This is a genomic window from Halobaculum sp. MBLA0143, from assembly GCF_041361465.1.
GTDB lineage: Archaea > Halobacteriota > Halobacteria > Halobacteriales > Haloferacaceae > JAHENP01.
In genome coordinates, this window is the sequence record NZ_JBGKAC010000002.1 from 157,663 (window position 1) to 179,773 (window position 22,111).

Here is a 22,111-nt window from a genome sequence, read left to right on the forward strand (position 1 = left end):
ACGGGGTGAAAGCCGAACTCGGTGGGGGGCGCAGGCGACGCTCGGGTGGGCTGTCCCGTCCCGGCTACCGCCCCCGAAGGTCGTTTCCCTCTCTCGACAGTACAGTCCGTATGGACGCTATCGAGGAGGCGGAGTTTCTCGCCCGGTCGGACAACCGGGTCGCGGTGTTGCGGCTGTTGGCCGAAGAACGGCACAGCCGCGCGGCGCTGGCGGAGGCGGTCGACGTGTCGCAGGCGACGCTCGGCCGGATCCTGGACGACTTCGACGAGCGGTCGTGGATCAGACACGAGGGGACGGGCTACGTCGCCACGGCGACGGGGGAGTTGGTCGCGGCCGCGTTCGGCGACCTGTTGGACACGCTGACGGCCGAACAGACGCTGCGAGACGTGATCCGGTACCTCCCGACTCACGCGATGGAGTTCGACCTCCGCCGGCTCGCGGACGCGGAGATCACGGAGCCGTCCCGGACGCGACCGAACGCGCCGCTCCAGACGACGACGGCGCTGATCGACGACGCGGCGGCACTCCGGGCGTTCTCACACACCTTCAACGAGGAGACGCTGACGCAGGTCCACGGCCGCGTGATCGACGGCGACCAGACGTTCACGGGCGTGTTCTCCAGACGGGCGTACGCCGGCCTCGCCGCCCAGCCGTCCGCCTGGGAGCGGACGCTGGAGCTGATCGACCACCAGGACGCGGAACTGCGGATCCGCGAAGAAGGGGTCCCGCTGGCCGTGTTGCTGTCCGACGACCGTGTCAACCTCCTGTTGCGCGACGAGGAGGGACTGCTCCAAGCCGCGCTGGAGACGACCGACGAGGCGGTGTTCGACTGGGCGGAAGGGAGCTTCGACCACTACTGGCGAACGGCGACGACCGTCGACCGCGAACGGGCCGAAGAACTGACGACAGAGGAGTGAGGGTGGAACCGACGGGACCGGCGCCGCCACGTCGGACGCTTCCGGGGTGCGGGTCACGTTCACGACGCCCCCGTCGCGGCCGGCGACGAGCGACGGGCCGGCGACGAGTGTGACACTCCGTTCGCCGGCGAACACCTCGACCACGGGCGCGTCCGTTCGACGTCGCCGTTCCAACACTGCCAACACCACCAGGGTCGCCGACGTCGCCAACGCTGCGAGCGCCGTCGACACCCTCGACGCTACCAACGCCGCCAGCGCCGTCGGCGACGCTCTCGACGCTACCAACGCCGCCAGCGCCGTCGGCGACCGAAGGGGCGGAATCGTACGTCCGACCGGCGGCCAGTGACCCGAGGTACAGACCGGGGAGTGGGACTGCCGGGTGCCACACGGCGACGACCGTGGCACGCCTCGGATCTGACCTGCTGGCCTGCAGTACGTGTAGGCGGCGTGAGACGGCGGGCGAGACACCGGAACTGGTGTGTCGACACCCCGCGGGACACGGGGGTTTAGTCGCTGGCGCCCCTGGTGTTCCTGTGGTAGACAGACGCGACGGCGACGAGGTCGACCTGTTGGACGCCTCGCTGCGGACCGGGAGCGGCGCGTTGCTCTCGACGACGTTGTTCGTCCTCACGGGGGTCGTCTACGCGTTCGTCACCGACCCGGCCGCGACCGGGCGGTACTTCTTCGCCGCCATCGCCATCGCACTGTTGTTGCGGCCGGTGCGGGGCGTGAGTCAGGCGCTCCAGAAGGTGGGGAGTGAACGTGGCGAGGCGGTGCCCGCGTACTTCGGGCTGACGCTGTTGTTCGCGGTCGGCTACCTCTCGGTCGTGGGGGTAGCGACTCTCGTCGGTGCCGACCTCGTCACCCGGACGACGGCGTTCGACCGAGCGCTGTTGTTCCCGGCGGCGGTGCTCGCGGTCTCGACGACCGTCTCGGTCGTCACCGACAGTCTGTTCGGCGCGGTCGGCTACCCCAGCTACCAGACCTGGCTCAACGCCGCCCAGGCGACACTTCGGTTCGGACTGTTGTTCGCGTTGAACCCACTCGTCTCGACGGCCGGTGACGTGATGTTGGTCGTCGCCGGCACCCGCGGGGTGACGCTCCTCCCGGTGTTGTTCTGGCTGGGTGAACGCCCGCAGCTCCCCGGCCGGCACGAACTCGAACGCACCTGGTCGTTCGCGCGGTGGAGTGTCCCGGACCAGATCCTCGACCGGTTCGCGTTCAACATGCCCACGCTCGTGTTGGGTGTCGTCGCCTCGCCGGTCGCGGTCGGGGTGTACGAGGCTGCCGACCGGTTCGCCGACCTGGGGGCGACCATCTCCTGGCGGCTGTCCTCACCGTTGCTCACGCGTGTGAGCGGCGACGCCGCCGCCGGCGACGAGACGTTCGCCTACCTCGACGCCGCGACCACCGGCGGCACCGGCGCCACGTTCGTCGTGCTCGGCTACCTGCTGGGCGCACACGAATCGGTCGCACAGCTCGCGTTCCCGTCCGTGCAGGGGGTGTTCTCGACGACCGTACTCGCCGTCGGCGGTGTCAACCTCCTCCGTGGCTTCTGGACGTTGTTGTCACACGCTCTGGAGGGGGCCGGTCGGCCCGACTTCAGCTTCCGGACGAAGCTCTACGGGTTGGTCTGTAGCACACCCGTCACGGCCGTCTTCGGGGGGCAGTACGGGGCCGTCGCCGGCGCCGCCGGCTACGCGCTCCTCAACGTCGTCGTGTTCGGGCTCGTCGCGTACTACGCCCGCGAGACGTTCGGGCGAGTGCCGTGGGACCGGCCGCTCGTGTTCCGACTGACCGCGGGGCTGGCGGTCGCGTGGGGGGTGACGACCGGGTCGACGGCCGCGCTCGGAGCAGTCGGCGCGGCACCGACGGTCGTCGCCGTCGGCGGCGCGACGGCGTGTCTCGTCGGCTTCGTCGCGTTCCTCGTCGTCGTCTCCTCGCGCACCAGGCAGGCCGCACGGCGTGCCTACCGGCTCGGACGGAGCCGACTGGGTGTCGCACGCGGGTGAGGCCGTTCTCCGACGGACTGACAGCAACGAGGGCACGTCTCGTCTCGGCGCCGGCACACCGGCTCCGGGTCGGCGAGTCACCGAACGAGAGCGGAGGGCGCAGCGTCACCCGTCACAGACGAGGACGGGCCGGTCGGTGCCGAGCACGACCTCCTGGGTCGTGCTGCCGAACAACGCCTTGCCGGTCGGACTCCGCTTGCGGCCGGCGACGACGATCTGGTCGGCGTCGTGGCTGTCGGCGACGTTGAGAATCGCGGTCGCTGGGTCGCCGCCGTACCCCTCTGCCTGGACGTCGAACCCGGCGTCTTGGAGTCGTTCGCGGGCCTCTCGAACCGGCTTGACCTGTTCGACGGTCCCGCCGGCGCTGTTCTCTTGGAAGGCGTGGAGCAGGACGACGGAAACCGACTCGGCGGCGAGCGGGAGCTCTGTGATCGTCTCCGCCTGCCGCCGTGCCCGGTCGGCGTCCGTGTCTACCCCGACGACGAACGTGTACATAGACACCGTCACACACACCCCGTACTTCAGTGTTCCGGGGGACCGTAACTCTCGTACGAAACGGAGTGAATGCATCGGAAACAATTATGTCAGTTGTGAACTACCCACAAGGGAGAGCCATGACAGACACAGGTGACAGACGTCAGACGCGACGACGACAGTTCCTTCGTGGAGTTGCAGTCGGTGGGACGGGGCTCGCAGTCGCAGGCTGTACTGGCGGCGGCGGCGGTGGTGACGGTGGCGCAGTGACGGTACCGGGACTGTACGACGAGTCCGGCGGCACGTCCGACGTGGGGCGACCGACGGCGCTCGGGTCCCGAGACACCATCAAGTACCTCAACGAGAACGACGTGTTGGACCGGGAGATCGACCACCCGAACGAGGACTACGCGTACGAGGTGCCTCAGGCACAGCAACTGTATCAACAGTACACGTCCGGGTCGGAGCCCCCGATGATGATCGGCTGGGGGACGGCCGACACGGAAGCGCTGTCGGGATCGGTCGCGGAAGACGAGATCGTCTACGTGTCGGCGTCGTACTCGGCGAACCTCCTGACGGAGGAGGCGCCGTACAACTTCTTCGGGAACCTGGACTACACGAGTCAGGCGCGGTCACACCTGAAGTGGATCGCCGACAACGACGGCGGTGCCACGGTCGCGTTCATCTTCTCGAACACCCCGTTCGGAGAGTCGCCCGTCGAGGGGGGCAAGCAGTACGCCGAGGAGTTGGGCCTAGACGTCGCGCCGGACATCAACCTCCCGCTGACGGCCAACTCCGCGACGACACAGCTCCGCCAGGCGAAGGAGGCGAACGTCGACTACCTGATCCACCAGAACACGTCGGCACCGATGCGCGTGCTGCTCCAGGACCGCCAGAGCGTCTACCCGGAGGTGACCGTCTGTGGGCTGACCTACACCGTCGACGAGCGGGTGGTCTCGGAGTCGCCGGAACTGTTCGAGGGGACCAGGTACGTCAACGCCTTCCGAACGTTCCAGGGAGCGTTGGACGCCGGCGGGCGCGGTGCGGAGATCATCGAGGCCAACTTCGAACGCGAGGGTCGCAGCATGGACGACCCGGAGGTCGCACAGCTCAACTACGTTCGTGGGGTGATCCACGCGTTGCTCGTCGCCCGCGGGATGGAGAACGTCATCGAGGCAGGCAACGACCCGACGAGCGGCTCGGACGCCCGACAGGCGATGTTCGAGATCGAAGACGACAACATGGGCGACCTGTCGCAGCCGTACACGTTCGTGGAGGGTGACCGTCGGCCGACGATGACCGGCCGGATCTTCGAGGTGACTGACGGCGAGTTGGCGTTCGACACGACCGTCGAACTGCCCCGTCGGGAGGACTGGATCGGACTGTGACGACGAATCAGCGGTCCACCGGGGCGGACACGGTGGACGCAGAGACGGCAGCCGACCAGCCGGTCGTCGAACTGGACAACGTCGAGATCGTCTACGACCGCCACTTCCTGGCGGTCCAGGGGGTCTCGATGACGGTCGACGAAGGCGACATCGTCGCCTTACTCGGACCGAACGGCGCCGGCAAGTCGACGATCCTGAAGATGATCTCCGGAATCGGTCGGTCGGAACGCGGCGAGGTGACCCGCGGGAGCGTCCACTACCGCGGCGAGGAGACGACCAACGCCGGAGCGACGGCGATGGTCGACCGCGACGTGACCCACATCCTCGAGGGTCGTCGGGTGTTCGAGGACCTCACCGTCGAGGAGAACCTCCGGTGTGGGCTCTACAGGGAGGGTCGACGGCTCCAGTTCGACGAGTCCGACTACGAGATCGCGTTCGACTACTTCCCACAGTTGGAGGAGATTCTCGACCTGAAGGCGGGCTACGCCAGCGGCGGGCAACAACAGATGCTCGTCGTCGCGCGGGCGCTGATCCACCGGCCGGACCTGTTGTTGTTGGACGAGCCGTCGCTGGGGCTGGCACCGAAGCTCGTGCAGGACATCTTCGAGACGCTCGTCGAGATCAACCGCGAGGAGGAGATCACGATGATCGTCGCCGACCAGAACGCCAAGCGAACGCTCGAGGTCGCCGACTACGGGTACGTGATGGAGAACGGTCAGGTCGAACTCCACGACCCGGCCGACGAGCTCGTCGAGCGCGAGGAGATCAAGGAGTTCTACCTCGGCACCTCCGGCGACGACTCCCGATACACGGACGTACGACACTACAAGATCAGAAAGCGGTGGACCTGATGCAGGACGTACACACACACGCACACGACCGGACAGACCAGACGACCACGGCGACGCGGCTCGGCGTCGAGACACCGGCAGGTGTGCCGGGGGGACAGCCGTGAGCACGGACGGCGGGCCGGAGGCCGAGGCGACCGGCGCACGGACGAACGGCTCGGCCACGGCTGCGCGGCTCCGCGAAGGGCCGGCGGTACCGCCGGAGGAGGCGGCGATCGGCTGTCGTGACACGACGAAGACGTTCGGGTCGATCACGGCCGTCGACGACGTGAACATCGGGATCGACCACGGGGAGTGGGTGTCTATCGTCGGGCCGAACGGCGCCGGCAAGACCACACTCCTGAACGTGCTCAACGGCTTCTACGACCCCGACCCCGGCGCACGGGTGTACGTCGACGGCCAGGACCTGACGGACACTCCGGAACACGAGCGTGCTCGTGCCGGCGTCGGCCGGACGTTCCAGGGGTTGGAGCTGTTCGAGACGGAGACGGTGTTGGAGAACGTCACGACGATCCGAGCGGTGGCGCAGTCGCCGTCGCTGGCGGCGGCGCTGACGTTCTACGGGAGCGGTCGCCAGACGGAAGCGGACAACGTCCGACGGGCCGAGGAGATCATCGACTACCTCGAACTGTGGGAGTACCGTCACACCCCGGTGTCGACGCTGCCGCTGGGCGTCCAACGGCGCGTCGACCTGGCGCGGGCGCTGGCGCTGGAGCCGTCCGTCCTCCTGTTGGACGAGGCGATGAGCGGCCTGACGTTCGACGAGAAGTACGACATCATCCGGTTCCTGACGGACCTCCACGAGGAAGAGGAGCTGACGCTCGTGATGATCGAACACGACCTGGAGGTGGTGACGGCCGTCTCCGACCGGATGATCGTGATCCAGAAGGGCGGGGTGTTGGCGCGTGGGCCGCCGGAGGCCGTCACCGACGACCCGGACGTGGCTCGGGTGTACACGGGGGTGGACTGACGTGGCGGCGAACGACGCCGACGACGACGTGGTGTCACAGACGGCGGCCGGCGAGACGAGCGTCGACGACGACGGACGACACGACGGCGACTCGCTGACGGTGGAGTCCGTGCTGTCGGCACCACGCGACGAGTCGGTCGAGGTGGTCACCGACCGTGTCCTGCCGGAGATTCTGGTCGAACACGCCGACGACCACCCGGACGACGTGGCGATGCGTCGCAAGGAGTTCGGGATCTGGCAGGAGTACACCTGGGGGGAGTACTACGACACGGTGGAGGCGTTCGCGCTCGGGCTCGAGACGTTCGGGTTCGGCACGGACGACATCGTCTTCACCATCGGCTACAACCGTCCGGAACAGCTCTGGACCTGGCTCGCGGCCCAGTCGCTGGGCGGGATGGCCGCACCGAACTACGAGGACATGCTGCCGGAAGACATCCGGAAGCAGTTGGAGCTGTTGGAGCCGCGGGTCGTGTACGCCGGCGATCAGGAGATGGTGGACAAGATCCTCCGCGTCGCCGACAGCGTACCGTCTGTCGAGACGATCGTCTACGAGGACGACAAGGGGATGTTCCGGTACGAGAACGGCGAGCGGACGGCGCCGGGCGACCCGGAGATCGTCGCGTTCGAGGACGTGGCCGACCGTGGTCGGGCGCGGCTGGCCGACGACGAGGTGTCGAGCGACCACCTCCGCGACCGGATCGCCGAGTTGGACGCCGACCGGACGGCGATGCTCGCGCCCACCTCCGGGACGACGGGGATGCCGAAGCGGGTACAGCTGTCGCACTTCAACTTCGTCAACCTCGCGGAGGCGACGATGGACATCGACCCGTTGCCGGCGGGCTCGGACTACGTGTCGTACCTCCCGATGGCGTGGGTGGGCGAGCAGATGATCCTGTTGGCGGCCGCGTTCGTCGGGGGCTGGACGGTCAACTTCCCAGAGGAGCCGGAGACCGAGGCGGAAGACCTCCGCGAGATCGGTCCGGAGATCATCTTCTCGTCGCCCAACCGCTACGAGGGGTGGGTCGCCGAGGTGAAGGCGAAGATCGAGAACACCACACCGTTGAAGCGTCGCGTGTACGACCTCGCCATGGACATCGGCGAGCGGTTCGCCGACTACGCCGTCGGCGACCGCGACGGCGACCCGCCGTTGTGGCTCCGGGCGGCCCACCGTGCCGCCTACTGGACGGTGTACCGCCCCGTGTTGGACGATCTCGGGCTCAAGCGCGCGAAGAACGTCTACACAGGGGGTGGGCCGTTGGGTGAAGACCACTTCGAGTTCTACCACGCGATGGGGGTGTCGCTGAAACAGATCTGGGGGCAGTCGGAGGTGTGTGGCTTCGTCACGATGCACCGCGAGGACGACGTGGACGTCGAGACCGTCGGCGAGGTGTTCCCGAACGTGGAGGTGGGGATCACGCCCGGCGGGGAACTGCTCGTGCGTGGACCGGTCGTCACGTCCGGCTACTACGGCATGCCCGAGAAGACGGAGGAGGCGATGGAGGACGGCTGGCTCCACACGGACGACTTCGGCGAACTCACCGACGACGGCCACGTCGTCGTGTTCGACCGGATGGACGACGTGTTGGAGCTGACCGACGGCACCGCGGTCGCGCCGATCAGCGTCGAGACGAAGCTGAAGTTCGACCCGTACGTCAAGGAGGCGATGGTGGTCGGCGACGGCCGCGACGAGCTCGCGGCCGTGCTCAACCTCCGGTACGACAACGTCGCGGAGTGGGCCGACCAACGCGACATCCAGTACACGGGCTACCACGACCTCACCCAGAAGCCGCCCGTGTTGGAGCTGTTGCGGCAGGTCGTCGCCGACACCAACGCCGAACTGGACCACCCGGTCGAACGGTTCGTCGTCCTGTTCAAACAGTTCGACGCCGACGACGGTGAGCTCACCCGCACCGGCAAGCTCCGACGGGAGGTGGTCGTCGAACGGTACGACGACCTCGTCGAAGGGTTGTTCGACGGCAGCGACGAGATCGACCTGGACGTGACTGTCACCTACCAGGACGGTCGAGAGTCGACGGAGCGAGGGACCATCCGCGTCGTCGACGCCGACCGACCAGTCGAACGCGGCGACGGTGTCGTCGACGCGGAGGTAAGGGGTGAGTAGATGTCGGAGCTGAGTACGTTCTTCGACATCGCCGTCTCCGGGGTCGGGCTGGGGGCGTTGTACGCACTCGTCGCCATGGGCTTCTCGCTCATCTACAAGGTGACGGGGGTGCTCAACTTCGCTCAGGGACAGATCGCGATGGTGGGCGCCTACAGCGTCGTGATCTTCGGCACCACGTCGTTGCTGCCGACGGCGCTGCCGGCGGCAGCGGCGCTCGGCGTCACCATCCTCGTCGGGCTCCTCTTGGGGCTCGCGTTAGAACGGGTCGTGTTCCGACCGTTCATCGGCGAGCCGGTGTTGTCGATCATCATCGTCACGCTGGCGCTGGGGTCGATCCTGGAGGGGTCGATCGCGTTCCTGTTCGGTCGGAACTTCAAGGCGTACCCGAGTGCGCTCACGGTCGACTGGAGCGTGTCGCTCCCGCTCGGCGCCTCGATCCAGGGAGCGTACGCCATGGCGGTCGTCGCGGCGCTGGCGGTCGTGGGACTACTGATCGCCTTCTTCAAGCGGTCCGTCGTCGGGTCGATCCTCCGGGCGTCTGCCAGCGACGAGCAGGCGGCGATGGCGCTGGGTGTCTCGATCGAACGGACGGTCGCGCTCGCGTGGACGATCTCGATCACGATCACCGCAATCGGCGGGATTCTGCTGGCGGTGTCCAGCGGCGGTGCGGCGTTCTCCATCGAGACGACCGGGATCATCATCTTCGCGGCCGTCGTGTTCGGCGGACTCGACAGTATCCTCGGGGCGTTCGTCGGCTCGATCGTCGTCGGACTGCTCCAGGAGCTCGGCTCCTACTACCTGGAGGGTGGCACCGCGGTGTTCCTCCCGGGTACTGGTATCCAGGCGAACCTCGGCGCCGGCTTCGGCGAGATTCTCCCCATGCTGTTCCTGCTGGCGGTGATCGTCGTGAAGCCGTACGGACTGTTCGGCACCGAACGTATCGAGAGGCTCTGAGGATGAGACAGACACCACACACACCACCGACACGACACACACTCGCAGAGACACGCCCGAGACGCACCGCCGACGACCGGACAGCGACGACGGAGTCTCGCGGCCGAACACGCTGGGACGGAGGGAGCCGTGCCCTGCGGTGAGTACTTCACCGACTACGAGTCCCGGATGGGGCTGTTCCGGTGGCGTATCCAACGGATCGCGCTCGTCGCCGGGCTGCCGATCCCGTTCCTCGTGCCGCTCCTGGCCGAGGGAGGGACGCTCACGCTGCTGTCACAGGCGTACATCTTCGCCGTCGCGGTGCTGGGACTGAACGTGATCTTGGGGTACGCGGGGGAGATCGTCCTCGCACAGGGGGCGTTCATGGCCATCGGCGCGTACACGACCAGCCGGATCGTGACGACCGGTGTCGGGCTGTTGCCGGCGTTGGCAGCCGGTGGGGCGGTGGCGGCGACCGTCGCCGTTGGCTTCGGACTCCCCTCCTTCCGAGTGAAGGGGTTCTACATCGCCATCTCCACGCTCGCGCTCCAGTTCGTCTCCGAGTGGTTCTTCAACAACGGCCAGGCGGCCTGGATCCACGGCGGCTCACAACAGCAGTTGCCGTCGTCCGTCGGGCTCGTCGGCCCGTTCCTGGAGGTCTCCGGGACGAACGCGAAGTACTACCTCGCGCTCGTCGCGATGCTCGTGTTCGCGTTGTTGTCGTTGAACCTCTCCCGGACGGGAATCGGCAAGACCCTGCGTGCGATCCACGAGAACGACCTCTCGGCGGCGGTGCTGGGCGTGGACGTGTTCCGGAACAAGCTCGTCGCGTTCGCGCTTGGCGGGTTCGCCGTCGGCGTCGCCGGCGGGCTGTACGGCTACCAGATCGGCTTCATCTCGCCCGGTTACTTCACGCTGAGCCTGACGCTGGAACACTACGTGATGCTGTTGTTCGGCGGGCTCGGCTACGTCTGGGGGGCGTTGCTGGGCGTCGGTGTCGTCACCGTCGTCCAGGAGTACCTCCGGCAGATCCTGGGTGTCGCCGCAGACCTGACCGGGCTCAACGCCACCGCGACCGTCCCGGTGTTCTTCGGTAGCATCATCATCGTCGTGTTGGCGGTGGAGCCCCGGGGCGTCCTCGCCGCGCTCGGGAAGGTGAAAGAGTACCTCCAGCAGTGGCCGTTCGCGTACGACTGACCGACGCCGTCCGGTCGGCGCCGGCCCCCGGTTTTATGCCGTCTGCAAACCCCACGAAAGACGATGTACGACACGGAGACACTGACGGCGCTCCGGGAACAGCTCGCGGCAGTCGCAGACCACGACCTCTACCGCGACCGGTTCGCCGACGCGGGTGTACAGCCCGCCGACGTCGAGACCTGGGCGGCGTTCGAGTCGGTTCCGTTCACGACCGCCGAGGACCTGGTCGACGACTTCGAGGCCGACCCGCCGACGGGGTCGACGTACGACGGCGCGGCGATGGTGACGTTCTCGCCGATGGGTGACGGGCTCCGGCCCGTGATCGACACGACGGGAGACATCGGCCACCAGGCGGAGGCGAACGCGGAGGTGCTGCGACGGGCGGGTGTCGCCCCGGACGACCGGGTCGCCGTCACCTTCGGCTACGACCTGTTCGGGACGGGGTACGTGTTCCACCGGGCCTTGGAGGAACTCGGCGCGGAGGTGTTCCCGCTCGGGCCCGGTGACTCCGAGCAGACGGCGGCGACGATCCAGCAGTTCGACCTCGACGGACTCGTCGGGAACCCGAGCTTCGCGCTGAAGCTCGGGGAGGCAGGTGCGCGCGTCGACACGTTCCTCGGCGCCGGCGAGCCGTTCACCTCCGTTCCCGGTCGCCGCGCGGCGGTGAAAAACGCCTTAGACGCGACGACGGCCGTCGATTACTTCGGCACCCGGCACGCGATGCCAGTCGCGGCCGAGACGGCGGCCGAAGACGGGTTGGTGGTGTGTTCCGACTACGCCGTCGTGGAGATCGTCGATCCGGACACGGGTGAGCGACTGGAGCCGGGTGAGCGCGGTGAACTCGTCGTCACACACACCGCCAAGGAGGGGGTGCCGTTGGTTCGGTACCGCACGGGTGACCTCGCAGACCTGGCGGTCCGAGACGGCACCGTCGTCCTCCCGGACGGGGTCGTCGGCCGGACGGACGAACGCCTGAAGGTGAAGGGGGTGAAGCTGTACCCCGAGAGCGTCGAGACGGTACTCGCGGGGTTCGACGATCTCACCGGAGAGTACCGGGTGACGGTATCACGGCCGGAGACGACCGACCGTCTCGAAGTGGTCTGTGAGGGGGACGCGGACACGGACCGACTGCGGGCGGCACTGAGCGACCGACTGCTCGTCGCCCCCGACGGGGTGCGGACGGTCGCGGAGCTGGACGAGCCAGGTGTCGTCGACGACCGGGTGTAGCGACGGCTGGTCGCGGTCAGTCGACGAACAGATGTAGCGACGGGTGGCCGCGGTCAGTCGACGACCGGGTGTAGCGACGGGTGGCCGCGGTCAGTCGACGAGTCGGTAGACGCCGGTGCCGGTAGCACACACCGTGTCGTCTGCGACCACCTCGACGCGAGCGACACCAGTGCTGGTGCCGGCGCGCTCCACCGTCGCGGTCGCCGACAGCGGTGCCCGCGGGGCCGCCTCGAGGTAGTTCACCCGCAGGTCGACTGTCGGCGTGTACGCCCCACACAGTCCGACGAACACGGCCGCGCCCGTGAGGTCGACGGTCGTGCTGAGGGCACCGCCGTGCAGCACCCCCCGGTCCGGGTCGCCGACCAACTCCTCTCGGAACGGGACCGTCACGACCGCACGCTCCTCGGTGACCTCCTCGACGTGCACGTCCAACGCACGGTGGAGTGGGAGGCGTTCGTACAGCCGACGCACCGTCTCCGTGCGGGTCTCCGTGTCGTCGTCGGCGTTGGCCTCACCGTCGCCGTGAGTGTCTGTCACACGTCGTCACACACCGACCAGGCGTGTAAAGCTCCGGGCGAACGCTACCGTCCGAGGAACCGTTCGGCGGCACCCCGAAACAGTTGTGTGGTCGCCTCCGTCGACAGCGACCGCGAGAGGAGGTGCCGTCGCTCGTCGGCGTACGAGTGTGGGACGTTCGGGTAGTCCGAACCGTACACGATCTGCCCCGCCAGCTCCTCGAACACCGCGTCCGGCACGTCGTCGGGCTCGTAGTCGACGCCGACGGCCGCAGCGGCGTCGGCCGCGGTCGGCGAGCAGGCGAACGCCGTGTCGAGGAAGACGGTGTCGTGGTCTCGGGCCAACTCGACGAACGCCGGCCAGTCGTACGTCCCGAGGTGGGCACACAGGACCCGCAGCTCCGGGTGCCGCTCGACGACACGCTCGAACGCCTCGACGCCGACGTGTGGAGAGTCGAGCGACGCCGGGGCGGTTCCGGCGTGGAACAACGCCGGCCGACCACGCTCGGCGGCGGCCGCGAGCGCTCCCTCGATTCGGGGGTCCGCCGGGCCGAACCCCTGAACCGGACACTGGATCTTCAGCCCACGCGCTCCGGCGTCGAACGCCGCCTGGACGGTCGCTCGGGGGTCGGCGTCGCCGGCGTGGAGGGTTGCGAACGGAACTGCCCGGTCGGACGCCGCCGCAGTGTCGAGCACCCACTCGTTCAGCTCTCGTGCCACGCCCGGCCTGTGTGCGTACGGCAACACGACGTACTCCGCGACGCCCGCCTCCCGGAGCACCGCCTCGACTCCCTCGCGGTCGGCCGGGTGTGGGAACTCCCACCCCATCGACTCAGACAGCGACGTTCTGATCGCCCGCATCAGCCGCGGCGGCATCAGGTGTGTGTGGCAGTCGATCGCACCGACGAACGGTGACTGTGACTCTGGCACGTAATTCGATACCACACCACACGGAAAGGCTCTGTCGGTCACTGTCGTCCGGATCGGCGGACGACCGTCACCGTCGTCGAGGTGCGCCAGACGACTGTCACCGTCGTCCAAGTACGTCGGACGACCATCACAGTCGTCCGGATCGGCAGACGACCGTCACCGTCGTCGAGGCACGGCGGACGGCCCTCTCGGCGACGCTGCCGAGCAACACCCGGGAGACGCGGTCGCGGCCGTGGCTCCCAGGACCTCGCGGCAGTGTGGGCTCTTACACGGGGTATTTCATTTCGCACACGGGGGGAAGAGTGGGTGTCGTCCGTGCTCACGTCCAGATTTCATTTCGCACACGGGGGGAGGAGTGGGTGTCGTTCGTACTCACGTCCAGATTTCATTTCGCACACGGGGTGTGGGGTGCCGACTCGACGGAGGTGTGAGACCGAACGCGGGGGCTTTTCATTTCGCACACGGGGGATTCGAGGGTACCTATCGGCACAACGACGTTGCCCACCGACGGGAGTGGTCGCCTTGACGGTGATGGGCGGCAGTCTCTCGGTCTGCGTGGGCACGACCACGGACGCCCGTGCGTTGTCGTCGGGGAGCTCGACGACCCACTCGGCGCCCGCGGGTACTTGACGGAACGTACTGGAGTCGTCGACTCCGTCACGGTCTCCACAGTCGTCAGCCAACCCGGAGACCGCACGGATCGCCGTCGCCACCGACGGCGCGAACGACGACAGTTGGGTCGTCTCGGCCGAACGACCCAGTTCGTCGGCGTCGGCCACGTCGGCGACCCCGAGCGCGTACGGGTGGGCCGGACGGTCTGTGTCGTCTCGAAGTCCACTTGCTCGACTTCGAACACGTGGGTCACGCCGGCGACACTCCAGGATGCCGCCCCGAGGGCACTCTGAAGGGAGCGCCTCCTCTTCGTTCCGTTCGTTTCTGGTGGTTCGATTTGGACTCAAATGGTTCTGCTCCGATCTGGTGTCGAGTAGTTCTGCTATCCGGTGTCTACTGCCGATCCAGTGTCGTGTCCGGTTCGTGAGAGCAGTGTCGTGTCCGGTTCGTGAGAGCAGTGTCGTGTCCGGTTCGTGAGAGCAGTGTCGTGTCCGGTTCGTGAGATGACCGATGGAGAGTTCGAACCCAGGAGGGAGACCGAGACAGTATCGGCGTCGTCTCACCACTGGGATTAGGTGGGACGAGATCGCGGTACATGGCTCTTGACTTCGGAGTCAAGACCTCCGATTCGCTGCACGCGAGTCTTCGAACGGCGATCGAACGGACCCTCGCGCTGGAATCGTGGGTTCCCCGTTCCCGTAGGCGGGTCGCCTCGGGAACGTTCGTTCGCCGCCACACACAGTTCGACTCGGCCGAAGAGTTCTGTACGGCCTGTCCGTGCGACGAGGATACGATCGGCGGCGTTCAACGACTCTCGGCCGAACAGCGAGACGCGTTCGTCGCGCGGACGACTGACTTCGACGAGTGGACAGAGATGAAGCGGGCCGCAGCGACCGAGGATCTCGTGACGCTGCAGAACGTACGATCACGTCGGTCCGAGTAGCGCAGCGAGTATGTGGTAGAGTGTGAAGCTGATCACGCCACCACCGACCATCGAGGCGACCCACGCTCCGATCGTGTACCCCGTCTTCGTGGCCGACACCCCGTCGGAACTCGACGAACCGCCGACCAACCCGGCTCCGACGATACTAGAGATCATCACCTTGTTGAACGAGATGGGATAGCCGAGAACGATCGCGGCCTGCGCGACGAGAAACGCGGGGACGAACGCGGCGATCGATCGCTTGGGGCCGAGCGAGGCGTACTCACGGGCCACTGCCTGAATGAGACGCGGCGACCGGACCCAGCCACCGAGGAGAATGCCGAGCCCCCCGAGCCCGAGCAAGTACAGTGAGGGTAGACCGAGCGACGACTCGAAGACGGATTCTAGTGGTCCGGTGGCGAGGCCCACCTGCGAGCCGCCGCTGGTGAACACGACGACGAGGGCGAGCGCGATCAACATCCTGTTGATCCCGGTCGTCACGTCACGCCGGAGTTGCCAGTAGACCGTGGCCGCGACGAGAACTCCGATCGCGCCCCCGACGAGGACGACTCCGGCCTCGCCACCCCCTGTCGACGCGACATCGAGCCGGCGAGTGACGACGCCCGCGATCGACCCGTAGTCGTTCTGCGGGGCTGGGAGGAACGAGAGCTGGATGTTGGCGAGTGCGTAGCCGACACCGCCGGCGAGGAGTGGGACGCTCAGTGTGTCCGAGACTGTGTCGTCCAGCAACAGCCACGCGAGACCGTACGCCAGGACACCCTCGACGACGGGGATGGCGAACCAGAAGCCCAGGATCCTGGCGTAGGTCGCAACCGCGAAGCCACCGCCGAGAGCGACACCCGCACCGACCGCAGCGCCGGTGACGGTGAACGCCGAGGGGATCGGATAGCCACGAGAGTTCCCGATGGTGATGAGCGTCGCTGCCGTGAGGAGCGTCGCAGTGGCGGCCAATGGGGTGATCGTCACGCCGGTCACCAGTCCGTGGCCGATGGTCTCTGAGATGCTGCCACCTTGTGCGATAGCCCCGAGGGCGGCGACGACACCGACCAGCAGCGCCCCTCGTAAGGTCGACAGCGCGTTCGCCCCGACGGCTGGCGCCATCGGAGCAGAGTTGCTGTTTGCTCCGACGGTGAAGGACATGAACAGCGATGCGACCAGCGCGACGACGACGACGCCGAGTGCTGAGAACATATATCGATTCAGAATGAACCCTACTCGTCGACGCGATTCTGGCACGCCACACTCTCCAACAGATACGTATGATTCTGTCGGTAGCGTTCGTCTGTATCCCGGTGTGCGTCCGTCCTGCCGCGTACATCTGTATCTCGGTGTTCACCGTACCCGCGTCTCCAGTGTGTGTATCTGTGTTCCCCGTCGAGAGAAGGTAGCCGTGGCTGCGGAGGCGTTCCTCGTCGTGGTGTCGATTGTCTCGCTCGAGTTCGTCCTCGCCCGGCACGGGTAGTCTCGACTTGCGGTCGTCGTGAGCACGTGACACGGCTCGCGGCGTGGGCAGCGAGAGCGGGCCCGACGTCGGGACTCTCGGGGGGCACACACCAGATTTCCGGAGAGTGAGCCGGCTGCCGGTCCTCGGACACCAGACACAGCCTCACGATACTCCGTCGGAGAACTGTGCGATCACGGAACTCGTCCGAGGCGATCACCGCGAGAGCCAGGCAGTCGTGGCGCGACGTGAGAACGCTCGGGATTTCATTTCGCACACGGGGGGTAGACGGGGGACGACACGGCGGCGGTCACCGGTGAAGCCGGCCGCACACGTCCGAAAAGAGGCGTCGAGGGAGTCGGTGGAGGCCCGCAACCCCCTCCCCCCGTGTGCGAAATGAAATCGGGCAGAGGGAGGGGGGTGGGGTAGAGCGGCGGATGCGGCCGCTGAGGGCGGCAAGTGGAAATTAGACCCGTATCAGGTGCTAAAAGACGAATTTCTACGATTAGGGAAAAGAAACTATTGTCACACGAACCTTTTTCACTTAGGTTGTTCAAAAGTGTCCGTAGTACCTAGATTTTGACGCAGACACGGGGCGCGGGGACGTGTCTGCGTCAACTTCGTCGCTCCTTCTCCGAGCGGTGTTCCAGTTCCGTGACTTCCGCCTAGTAGTCGTCCGCGTTCCGTGGCCTCTGCACCGATCGCCCATTCACTGACCGTACGTGTAGTGTTCGACCGGTCTACTGCACTGTTCGGCCGGTCTACTGTACTGTTCGGCCGGTCTACTGTACTGTTCGGCCCGTTTATCAGACGAGTACGACACGATCACGGGAGAGAACGGCTGTTCACAAACCAGTCTGTTCGGCTTCTCCTGGTCCCCCCTCCCCCCGCTCACGACGGATTTCATTTCGCACACGGGGGGAGGGGGTGGCCACCCCCCATGCCTCTGTCCTGATTTCATTTCGCACACGGGGGGAGGGGGTGGCCGCCCCCCCTGCCACTGTCTCGATTTCATTTCGCACACGGGGGGAGAGGGTGGCCGCCCCCCTGTTCCCGCGCAAACGACTATCCCTCGTGTCCTCGTCCAAACGACTATCCCTCGTGTCCTCGTCCAAACGACCGTCCCTCGTGTCCTCGTCCAAACGACCGTCCCTCGTGTCCTCGTCCAAACGGCCGTCCCTCGTGTCCTCGTCCAAACGGCTGTCCCCCGTGATCTCGTCCAAACGGCTGTCCCCCGTGATCTCGTCCAGATGTCACTTCGCACGCAGGAGGTCCGCCGACGCCTACCGTTCGAGAAACTCCGAGACCTGCGCGTCGACGACCGACTCGATCAGTTCCTTGTTGTCCGTTATCTCGTCCATCCGTATCCCCTTCTCCAACGTCTCCATCACCGTCTTCGGGTCGTCGACGAACGAGTACTCCTTGTGAACCCCGCTGCCGTACCCGTGGCCCTCTGTCTTAGAGACGACGAAGTTGTACGTCTCCGACTCGCTCAGATACCGGAGGTAAGTGTCCCGCGACTTCTGATCGATGTCCACGAGGTCGGCGAGGTACTGGTAGACGTCGTAGCCGAGAGTGTTCGGAACCGCGTCGAGCTGATCGTCGAAGACCGAGACGACCGCTGCTGAGTACAGCGCGAGTTTCTTCTGTGCCGACAGTCCGCGCATCTGCGTCAGCGTCCGGTCACGCGCCGCCTCCTCTTGGGCCTCGCGGACGTGATCCTCCAGAACGGTGTTGTCACCGTGCCGGTCTGCGAGCTCCCCAGCCTTCCGGAAGAGGTCGATCGCCTTCCGCGCGTCACCGTGGTCCTGTGCCGCGTGCGCCGCGCTGAGGGGGACGACGTCGTCCCCCAAGACACCGTCGCGGTAGGCGTCTCGCCGGTAGGTCAGGATCGATCGGAGTTCGTTCGCGTCGTAGTCGGGGAACGTGACGTCTTCCGGGTTGAACGAGCTCTCTGCCCGACCGTCGAGGTCCTCCATGAACCGAGGGTCGTTCGTGAGCGCGGCGACAGAGATCCGGCTGTCTATCTCACCGACCTGCGCCGTCCGAGACAGTTGGTAGAGGAGCTTGGAGTAGCCGGGTTCGGACCGCTGGTCTCGCGTCCGCCCGGTCAGGAGGTCGATCTCGTCCAGTATGATGATCCCCGAGTCGAACTCCTCGTCGAGAATCTCGTACAGTCGGCTCAGTTTGTGGTCGGTCGAGACGCCCGTCTGTGGGACTTCCGGCTCGACCCCGGCGGACTCGGCCGCGCTCTCGACGAGTCGATAGACTGCACGGTCGTGGGTGCTGATAGTCTGGCAGTTGATATCGATCACGCCGAACCGATCCCCCTGATTCACCGCGAGCGCCTCGATCTGCTGACAGACCGCGTTGATGATGAGCGACTTCCCCGTCCCCGAGGGCCCGTACAGGAGGAGGTTCGGCGGGCGGCTCCCACGAAGAGCGGGCTGGAGGGAGTTGATGACGTCGTCCAACTGCTGGTCACGACCGACAATCCGGTCTTCGTCGATAACCCTGTCGGGGTTGAGCAGGCTCTTGTCCCGAAAGACGGTGTTCTGCGTCCCCTCTTCGAGACGGCTCTTGATAGACTGTGAGGAGACCCCGTCTTCGGTCCCGTCGCTGACCATACCGACCGGTGACTCCGGATGTATAAATAACCACAGGACCGCGTGCGACATCAAATCTCCCGAATACTGGACTACTGGAGCATTAGCTCCACTCACTGTGAGTGAACCACTACACCGTATGCGAAGTCTATCTCGACTCCGGGGAAGCACCACTGCCGAATCGAGCCCGTTCTCGACACGGTGTACCACCACCGGATGGCCTCGACCAGCGACGCGAACGGCTCTCTACGCCCGGCGACCGCCTGGATTTTCATTTCGCACACGGGGGGTGGCGTGGCTCTCGCCCGCCTCCCAGTCCAGACTTTCATTTCGCACACGGGGTGTGGGGGGTGACTGTCACTCGTGCTCCCGTCCGGATTTCATTTCGCACACGGGGGGCCGACCGCCACTCGGGTTCCCGTCCGAATTTCGTCTTGCACACGGATCGACCCCACCTGTGTTCTCATCTGAACTTGGCCTCGCACACGGGCCCGACCGCCACTCGGGTTCTCGTCCGAATTTCATCTTGCACACGGGGGGTGAGACGTCTCTTCTACGGAGGTGTGAGGCGCCAACGGCAGATATTTTCATTTCGCACACGGGGGGTGCCCGGCGTGACCTGCCTCGCTTCGGACTACCAGATACGACTCACTCTAGCTGCCTGCAGAACGGGATCGACCCACAACCGCCCTCGAACCACGGGGGTCGACGGACACACAACCTGACCTCTGTGTATCGACTCACACACAACCCGACCTCCGTGCGTCGACGGACACACAACCCGACCTCCGTGCGTCGACGGTACCAGTTACTGGAACACACGAGGAAAGTTCATACCGTGTCGGTTGTCATGCACCGACCGTGTCAGACACCCCGGCCGTCGAGACAGAGGGAGTGACGCGCCGCTACGGCGACACTGTGGCAGTGAGGGAGTTGGATCTCCGGGTAGAGCGTGGCGAGGTGTTCGGCTTCCTCGGGCCGAACGGCGCGGGGAAGTCGACCACGATCGATCTCCTAGTCGGGTTCGCTCGTCCGGACGCCGGCAGCGTCCGGGTGTTCGGGCGCGACCCGCTGGCGTCACCCGTCGCGGTCCGCGAACGGGTCGGTGTCCTCCCGGACGACCGCGGCGTGTACCCGAACCTCACGGGACGCGAGCAGCTCGCGTCTGCGGTCGACGTCGCCGGCACGGACGACGACCCGGATCAGCTCCTCGACCGCGTCGGACTCGCGCCCGCGGCACGCGACCGGCCGGCGGGTGACTACTCGACGGGGATGCGCGGCCGGCTGTTGTTGGCGATCGCGCTCGTCGGCGACCCGGAGCTGTTGATCTTAGACGAGCCCTCACTCGGGCTCGACCCCGGAGGCGTCCGCGAGGTGCGCGCGCTCCTGGAGGAACGCGCGGCCGCCGGAACGGCCGTGTTCCTCTCGTCGCACCGTCTCGGCGAGGTAGAGGCCGTCTGCGACCGGGTCGGTATCCTGGCAGACGGGCGACTCCGAGCCGTCGCGCCCGTCGACGAACTCCGCGAACGACTCCGTGCGGGCGAACGCCTCCAAGTGACGACCGACGACCGACCGACGAACGAGACGCTGTCGGAGCTGTCGACCGTCGGTGGTGTCGTCGACGTGACCCGCGGGGACGACGCCACCCAAAGTGACGACTCGGTTCGCAGTGACGGTGTAGTCCGTGGCGACGACCCCACCGTCGGGGCGACCGAACACGACGACGGAGGGACTCGGACGGGCTCCGACGAGAACCGCGGAACGCGGCCAGCGCCACCCGACGACGGGCCCCCGACAGTTACAGTGACCTGTGCCGATCCGGCGACGAAGGCGACGGTCGTGCGGCGTCTCGACCGTGCGGTCGGCGTCGCGGACTTCCGCCGCGGAGAGCCGTCACTGGAACGAGTGTTCGAGGCGTTCGTCGACGGCACCGCGGGTACCGACACCGACGTTCACAATACCGACCGTGACGACACTGTCGTGGACGACACCGACGGTAACGACACCGACGCGGACGACACCGACGCTCACAATACCGACCGTGACGACACCGACGCGCACGATAACGATCGTAACGACACTACCGTAGACGACGCCGACGGTGACACCACCGACGGGCACCATACAGTCGACCAGACGACGGGGGGTGACTCACGATGAGTCTGGCCGCGGTCGTCCGGCACGATCTGCTCGTGGTACGACGGTCGAGACTCGCCGCGGCGGTGGTGCTCGTCGGTGCCGTGACGCCGGTACTCGGCAGTCTCATGGAGATAACCGGGAGTTCCTTCGCCGGGCCGGAGTTTCGATCCACGTTGTTGTACGCCTGGTTGACGGTGTCGGCGGTGTACCCGGTGGTGGCGCTCGCGTGTACGGTCGGCGCGGTGGCCGGCGAACGCGAGACAGGAGCGCTCCGGATGATCGGTGGACTGCCGACGACGCGGGTGACGCTGTTCACGGGGAAGGCCCTCGCCCGGACGGCGGTCGTGGTGACGGGCGTGGTCGCCGGGCTGGCGGGACTCGCGGTCGTGCTCTGGCTCGTCTTCGAGCCGACGGCGATCGCGGGGCGCCGAGTCGCCGGCTTCTGTCTGTTCACGCTGCTCGTCGTCGTGTGCTACGCCGCGCTCGGGATGGCCGTCTCCGGAAGTGTCGAGACGCGGGGGCGGGCGGTCGGGCTCGCCGTCGCGGTGTTGGCCCTGACGATCGCCTGGCCGGCGGTCGTCGACGGACTCTCCGGAGTACTCCCGTTCGGGAGCACGACACAGCAGTTCGTCGGGACGCTGTCGCCGTTCGGCGCGTACGCTCAGGCGATCTCCGACGAGCAAGCGCTCCTGGCGGTGGCCGTCGACACGCCGTTGCTCGGTACGGGGGTGAACGCGGCGATCATCTGCGCCTGGATGGTCGGTGCTCTGGCCGTCGGCCGGCGCCAGTTCCGTGTGTCGGAGCTGTGAGACGTGCTGGAGACCGATCCGTACTGCA

18 protein-coding genes and 1 pseudogene are annotated in these 22,111 nt (G+C 66.7%); 13 read left to right on the top strand and 6 right to left on the bottom strand.

Translation table 11 applies throughout. The features are described 5' to 3' along the window. The first annotated feature begins 110 nt into the window (after nt 1-110). From RYH79_RS16220 to RYH79_RS16230, 3 genes are all read left to right on the top strand, one after another. Nucleotides 111-917, top strand: coding sequence for a helix-turn-helix transcriptional regulator (locus tag RYH79_RS16220; protein ID WP_370901245.1), 807 nt, complete (start codon nt 111-113; stop codon nt 915-917). Nucleotides 918-1,026: 109 nt separating this feature from the next. Further along, on the top strand, nt 1,027-1,263 hold the full coding sequence (locus tag RYH79_RS16225) for a hypothetical protein (RefSeq protein ID WP_370901247.1): 237 nt from the start codon (nt 1,027-1,029) through the stop codon (nt 1,261-1,263). Between the two features lie 187 nt (nt 1,264-1,450). Continuing rightward, nucleotides 1,451-2,929 (top strand): polysaccharide biosynthesis protein, encoded by a 1,479-nt coding sequence (locus RYH79_RS16230; RefSeq protein WP_370901249.1) that lies wholly within the window; start codon nt 1,451-1,453, stop codon nt 2,927-2,929. Nucleotides 2,930-3,034: 105 nt separating this feature from the next. On the opposite strand, the gene RYH79_RS16235 is transcribed toward RYH79_RS16230, so the two are convergent. Beyond that, nucleotides 3,035-3,424 carry a universal stress protein gene (locus tag RYH79_RS16235; protein ID WP_370901251.1) on the bottom strand — a complete coding sequence of 130 codons (390 nt, stop codon included), beginning with the start codon at nt 3,422-3,424 and terminating at the stop codon, nt 3,035-3,037. Between the two features lie 119 nt (nt 3,425-3,543). On the opposite strand from RYH79_RS16235, the gene RYH79_RS16240 reads away from it, so the two are divergent. The 7 genes from RYH79_RS16240 (at nt 3,544) to RYH79_RS16270 (ending at nt 12,088) form a co-directional block, all read left to right on the top strand. Next, nucleotides 3,544-4,791: an ABC transporter substrate-binding protein gene (locus tag RYH79_RS16240; protein ID WP_370901254.1), complete on the top strand. Its 1,248-nt coding sequence runs from the start codon at nt 3,544-3,546 to the stop codon at nt 4,789-4,791. Continuing rightward, nucleotides 4,788-5,642 carry an ABC transporter ATP-binding protein gene (locus RYH79_RS16245; protein WP_370901256.1) on the top strand — a complete coding sequence of 285 codons (855 nt, stop codon included), beginning with the start codon at nt 4,788-4,790 and terminating at the stop codon, nt 5,640-5,642. Before RYH79_RS16240 ends, RYH79_RS16245 begins: the two co-directional genes overlap by 4 nt. Before the next feature lie 100 nt (nt 5,643-5,742). After that, entirely contained in the window at nt 5,743-6,609 is an 867-nt protein-coding gene (locus tag RYH79_RS16250) for an ABC transporter ATP-binding protein (protein ID WP_370901258.1), read from the top strand. Between the two features lies 1 nt (nt 6,610). Beyond that, nucleotides 6,611-8,731, top strand: a complete 2,121-nt coding sequence (locus RYH79_RS16255) for an AMP-binding protein (RefSeq protein WP_370901260.1) — start codon at nt 6,611-6,613, stop codon at nt 8,729-8,731. Continuing rightward, on the top strand, nt 8,732-9,685 hold the full coding sequence (locus tag RYH79_RS16260; protein WP_370901262.1) for a branched-chain amino acid ABC transporter permease: 954 nt from the start codon (nt 8,732-8,734) through the stop codon (nt 9,683-9,685). It abuts the gene before it with no gap. A 129-nt stretch (nt 9,686-9,814) separates the two neighbouring features. After that, nucleotides 9,815-10,861, top strand: coding sequence for a branched-chain amino acid ABC transporter permease (locus tag RYH79_RS16265; protein ID WP_370901264.1), 1,047 nt, complete (start codon nt 9,815-9,817; stop codon nt 10,859-10,861). Between the two features lie 63 nt (nt 10,862-10,924). Further along, complete coding sequence (locus RYH79_RS16270) at nt 10,925-12,088, top strand: phenylacetate--CoA ligase family protein (protein WP_370901266.1); 1,164 nt, start codon at nt 10,925-10,927, stop codon at nt 12,086-12,088. Nucleotides 12,089-12,178: 90 nt separating this feature from the next. Here the strand turns inward: RYH79_RS16270 and RYH79_RS16275 are convergent, their stop codons facing one another. The 3 genes and pseudogenes from RYH79_RS16275 to RYH79_RS16285 all read right to left on the bottom strand — a co-directional run. Continuing rightward, nucleotides 12,179-12,625 carry a PaaI family thioesterase gene (locus tag RYH79_RS16275; protein WP_370901268.1) on the bottom strand — a complete coding sequence of 149 codons (447 nt, stop codon included), beginning with the start codon at nt 12,623-12,625 and terminating at the stop codon, nt 12,179-12,181. A 44-nt stretch (nt 12,626-12,669) separates the two neighbouring features. Then, nucleotides 12,670-13,533 (bottom strand): amidohydrolase family protein, encoded by an 864-nt coding sequence (locus RYH79_RS16280; protein ID WP_370901270.1) that lies wholly within the window; start codon nt 13,531-13,533, stop codon nt 12,670-12,672. A gap of 127 nt (nt 13,534-13,660) precedes the next feature. Continuing rightward, nucleotides 13,661-13,774 (bottom strand): annotated as a pseudogene (locus tag RYH79_RS16285) (universal stress protein); the annotation flags it as partial. Nucleotides 13,775-14,740: 966 nt separating this feature from the next. On the opposite strand from RYH79_RS16285, the gene RYH79_RS16290 reads away from it, so the two are divergent. Further along, nucleotides 14,741-15,088: a hypothetical protein gene (locus RYH79_RS16290; protein WP_370901272.1), complete on the top strand. Its 348-nt coding sequence runs from the start codon at nt 14,741-14,743 to the stop codon at nt 15,086-15,088. Here the strand turns inward: RYH79_RS16290 and RYH79_RS16295 are convergent. Continuing rightward, nucleotides 15,071-16,279: an inorganic phosphate transporter gene (locus RYH79_RS16295; protein ID WP_370901274.1), complete on the bottom strand. Its 1,209-nt coding sequence runs from the start codon at nt 16,277-16,279 to the stop codon at nt 15,071-15,073. The genes RYH79_RS16290 and RYH79_RS16295 overlap by 18 nt on opposite strands. Nucleotides 16,280-17,812: 1,533 nt before the next feature. Next, the gene (locus RYH79_RS16300; RefSeq protein ID WP_370901276.1) at nt 17,813-19,156 is read right to left on the bottom strand and encodes an orc1/cdc6 family replication initiation protein; all 1,344 of its coding nucleotides are present in this window, start codon (nt 19,154-19,156) and stop codon (nt 17,813-17,815) included. Nucleotides 19,157-19,996: 840 nt separating this feature from the next. On the opposite strand from RYH79_RS16300, the gene RYH79_RS16305 reads away from it, so the two are divergent. After that, nucleotides 19,997-21,295, top strand: coding sequence for an ABC transporter ATP-binding protein (locus RYH79_RS16305; RefSeq protein WP_370901278.1), 1,299 nt, complete (start codon nt 19,997-19,999; stop codon nt 21,293-21,295). After that, on the top strand, nt 21,292-22,083 hold the full coding sequence (locus tag RYH79_RS16310) for an ABC transporter permease subunit (protein ID WP_370901280.1): 792 nt from the start codon (nt 21,292-21,294) through the stop codon (nt 22,081-22,083). Before RYH79_RS16305 ends, RYH79_RS16310 begins: the two co-directional genes overlap by 4 nt. The last annotated feature ends 28 nt before the right edge of the window (nt 22,084-22,111 follow it).

Excerpts from the sequence above, each read along its gene's own strand:
- RYH79_RS16220 (WP_370901245.1), top strand. The coding sequence starts at position 111 with ATGGACGCTATCGAGGAGGCGGAGTTTCTCGCCCGGTCGGACAACCGG.
- RYH79_RS16235 (WP_370901251.1), bottom strand. The coding sequence starts at position 3,424 with ATGTACACGTTCGTCGTCGGGGTAGACACGGACGCCGACCGGGCACGG.
- RYH79_RS16240 (WP_370901254.1), top strand. The coding sequence starts at position 3,544 with ATGACAGACACAGGTGACAGACGTCAGACGCGACGACGACAGTTCCTT.
- RYH79_RS16260 (WP_370901262.1), top strand. The coding sequence starts at position 8,732 with ATGTCGGAGCTGAGTACGTTCTTCGACATCGCCGTCTCCGGGGTCGGG.
- RYH79_RS16270 (WP_370901266.1), top strand. The coding sequence starts at position 10,925 with ATGTACGACACGGAGACACTGACGGCGCTCCGGGAACAGCTCGCGGCA.
- RYH79_RS16290 (WP_370901272.1), top strand. The coding sequence starts at position 14,741 with ATGGCTCTTGACTTCGGAGTCAAGACCTCCGATTCGCTGCACGCGAGT.
- RYH79_RS16295 (WP_370901274.1), bottom strand. The coding sequence starts at position 16,279 with ATGTTCTCAGCACTCGGCGTCGTCGTCGTCGCGCTGGTCGCATCGCTG.
- RYH79_RS16300 (WP_370901276.1), bottom strand. The coding sequence starts at position 19,156 with ATGGTCAGCGACGGGACCGAAGACGGGGTCTCCTCACAGTCTATCAAG.
- RYH79_RS16310 (WP_370901280.1), top strand. The coding sequence starts at position 21,292 with ATGAGTCTGGCCGCGGTCGTCCGGCACGATCTGCTCGTGGTACGACGG.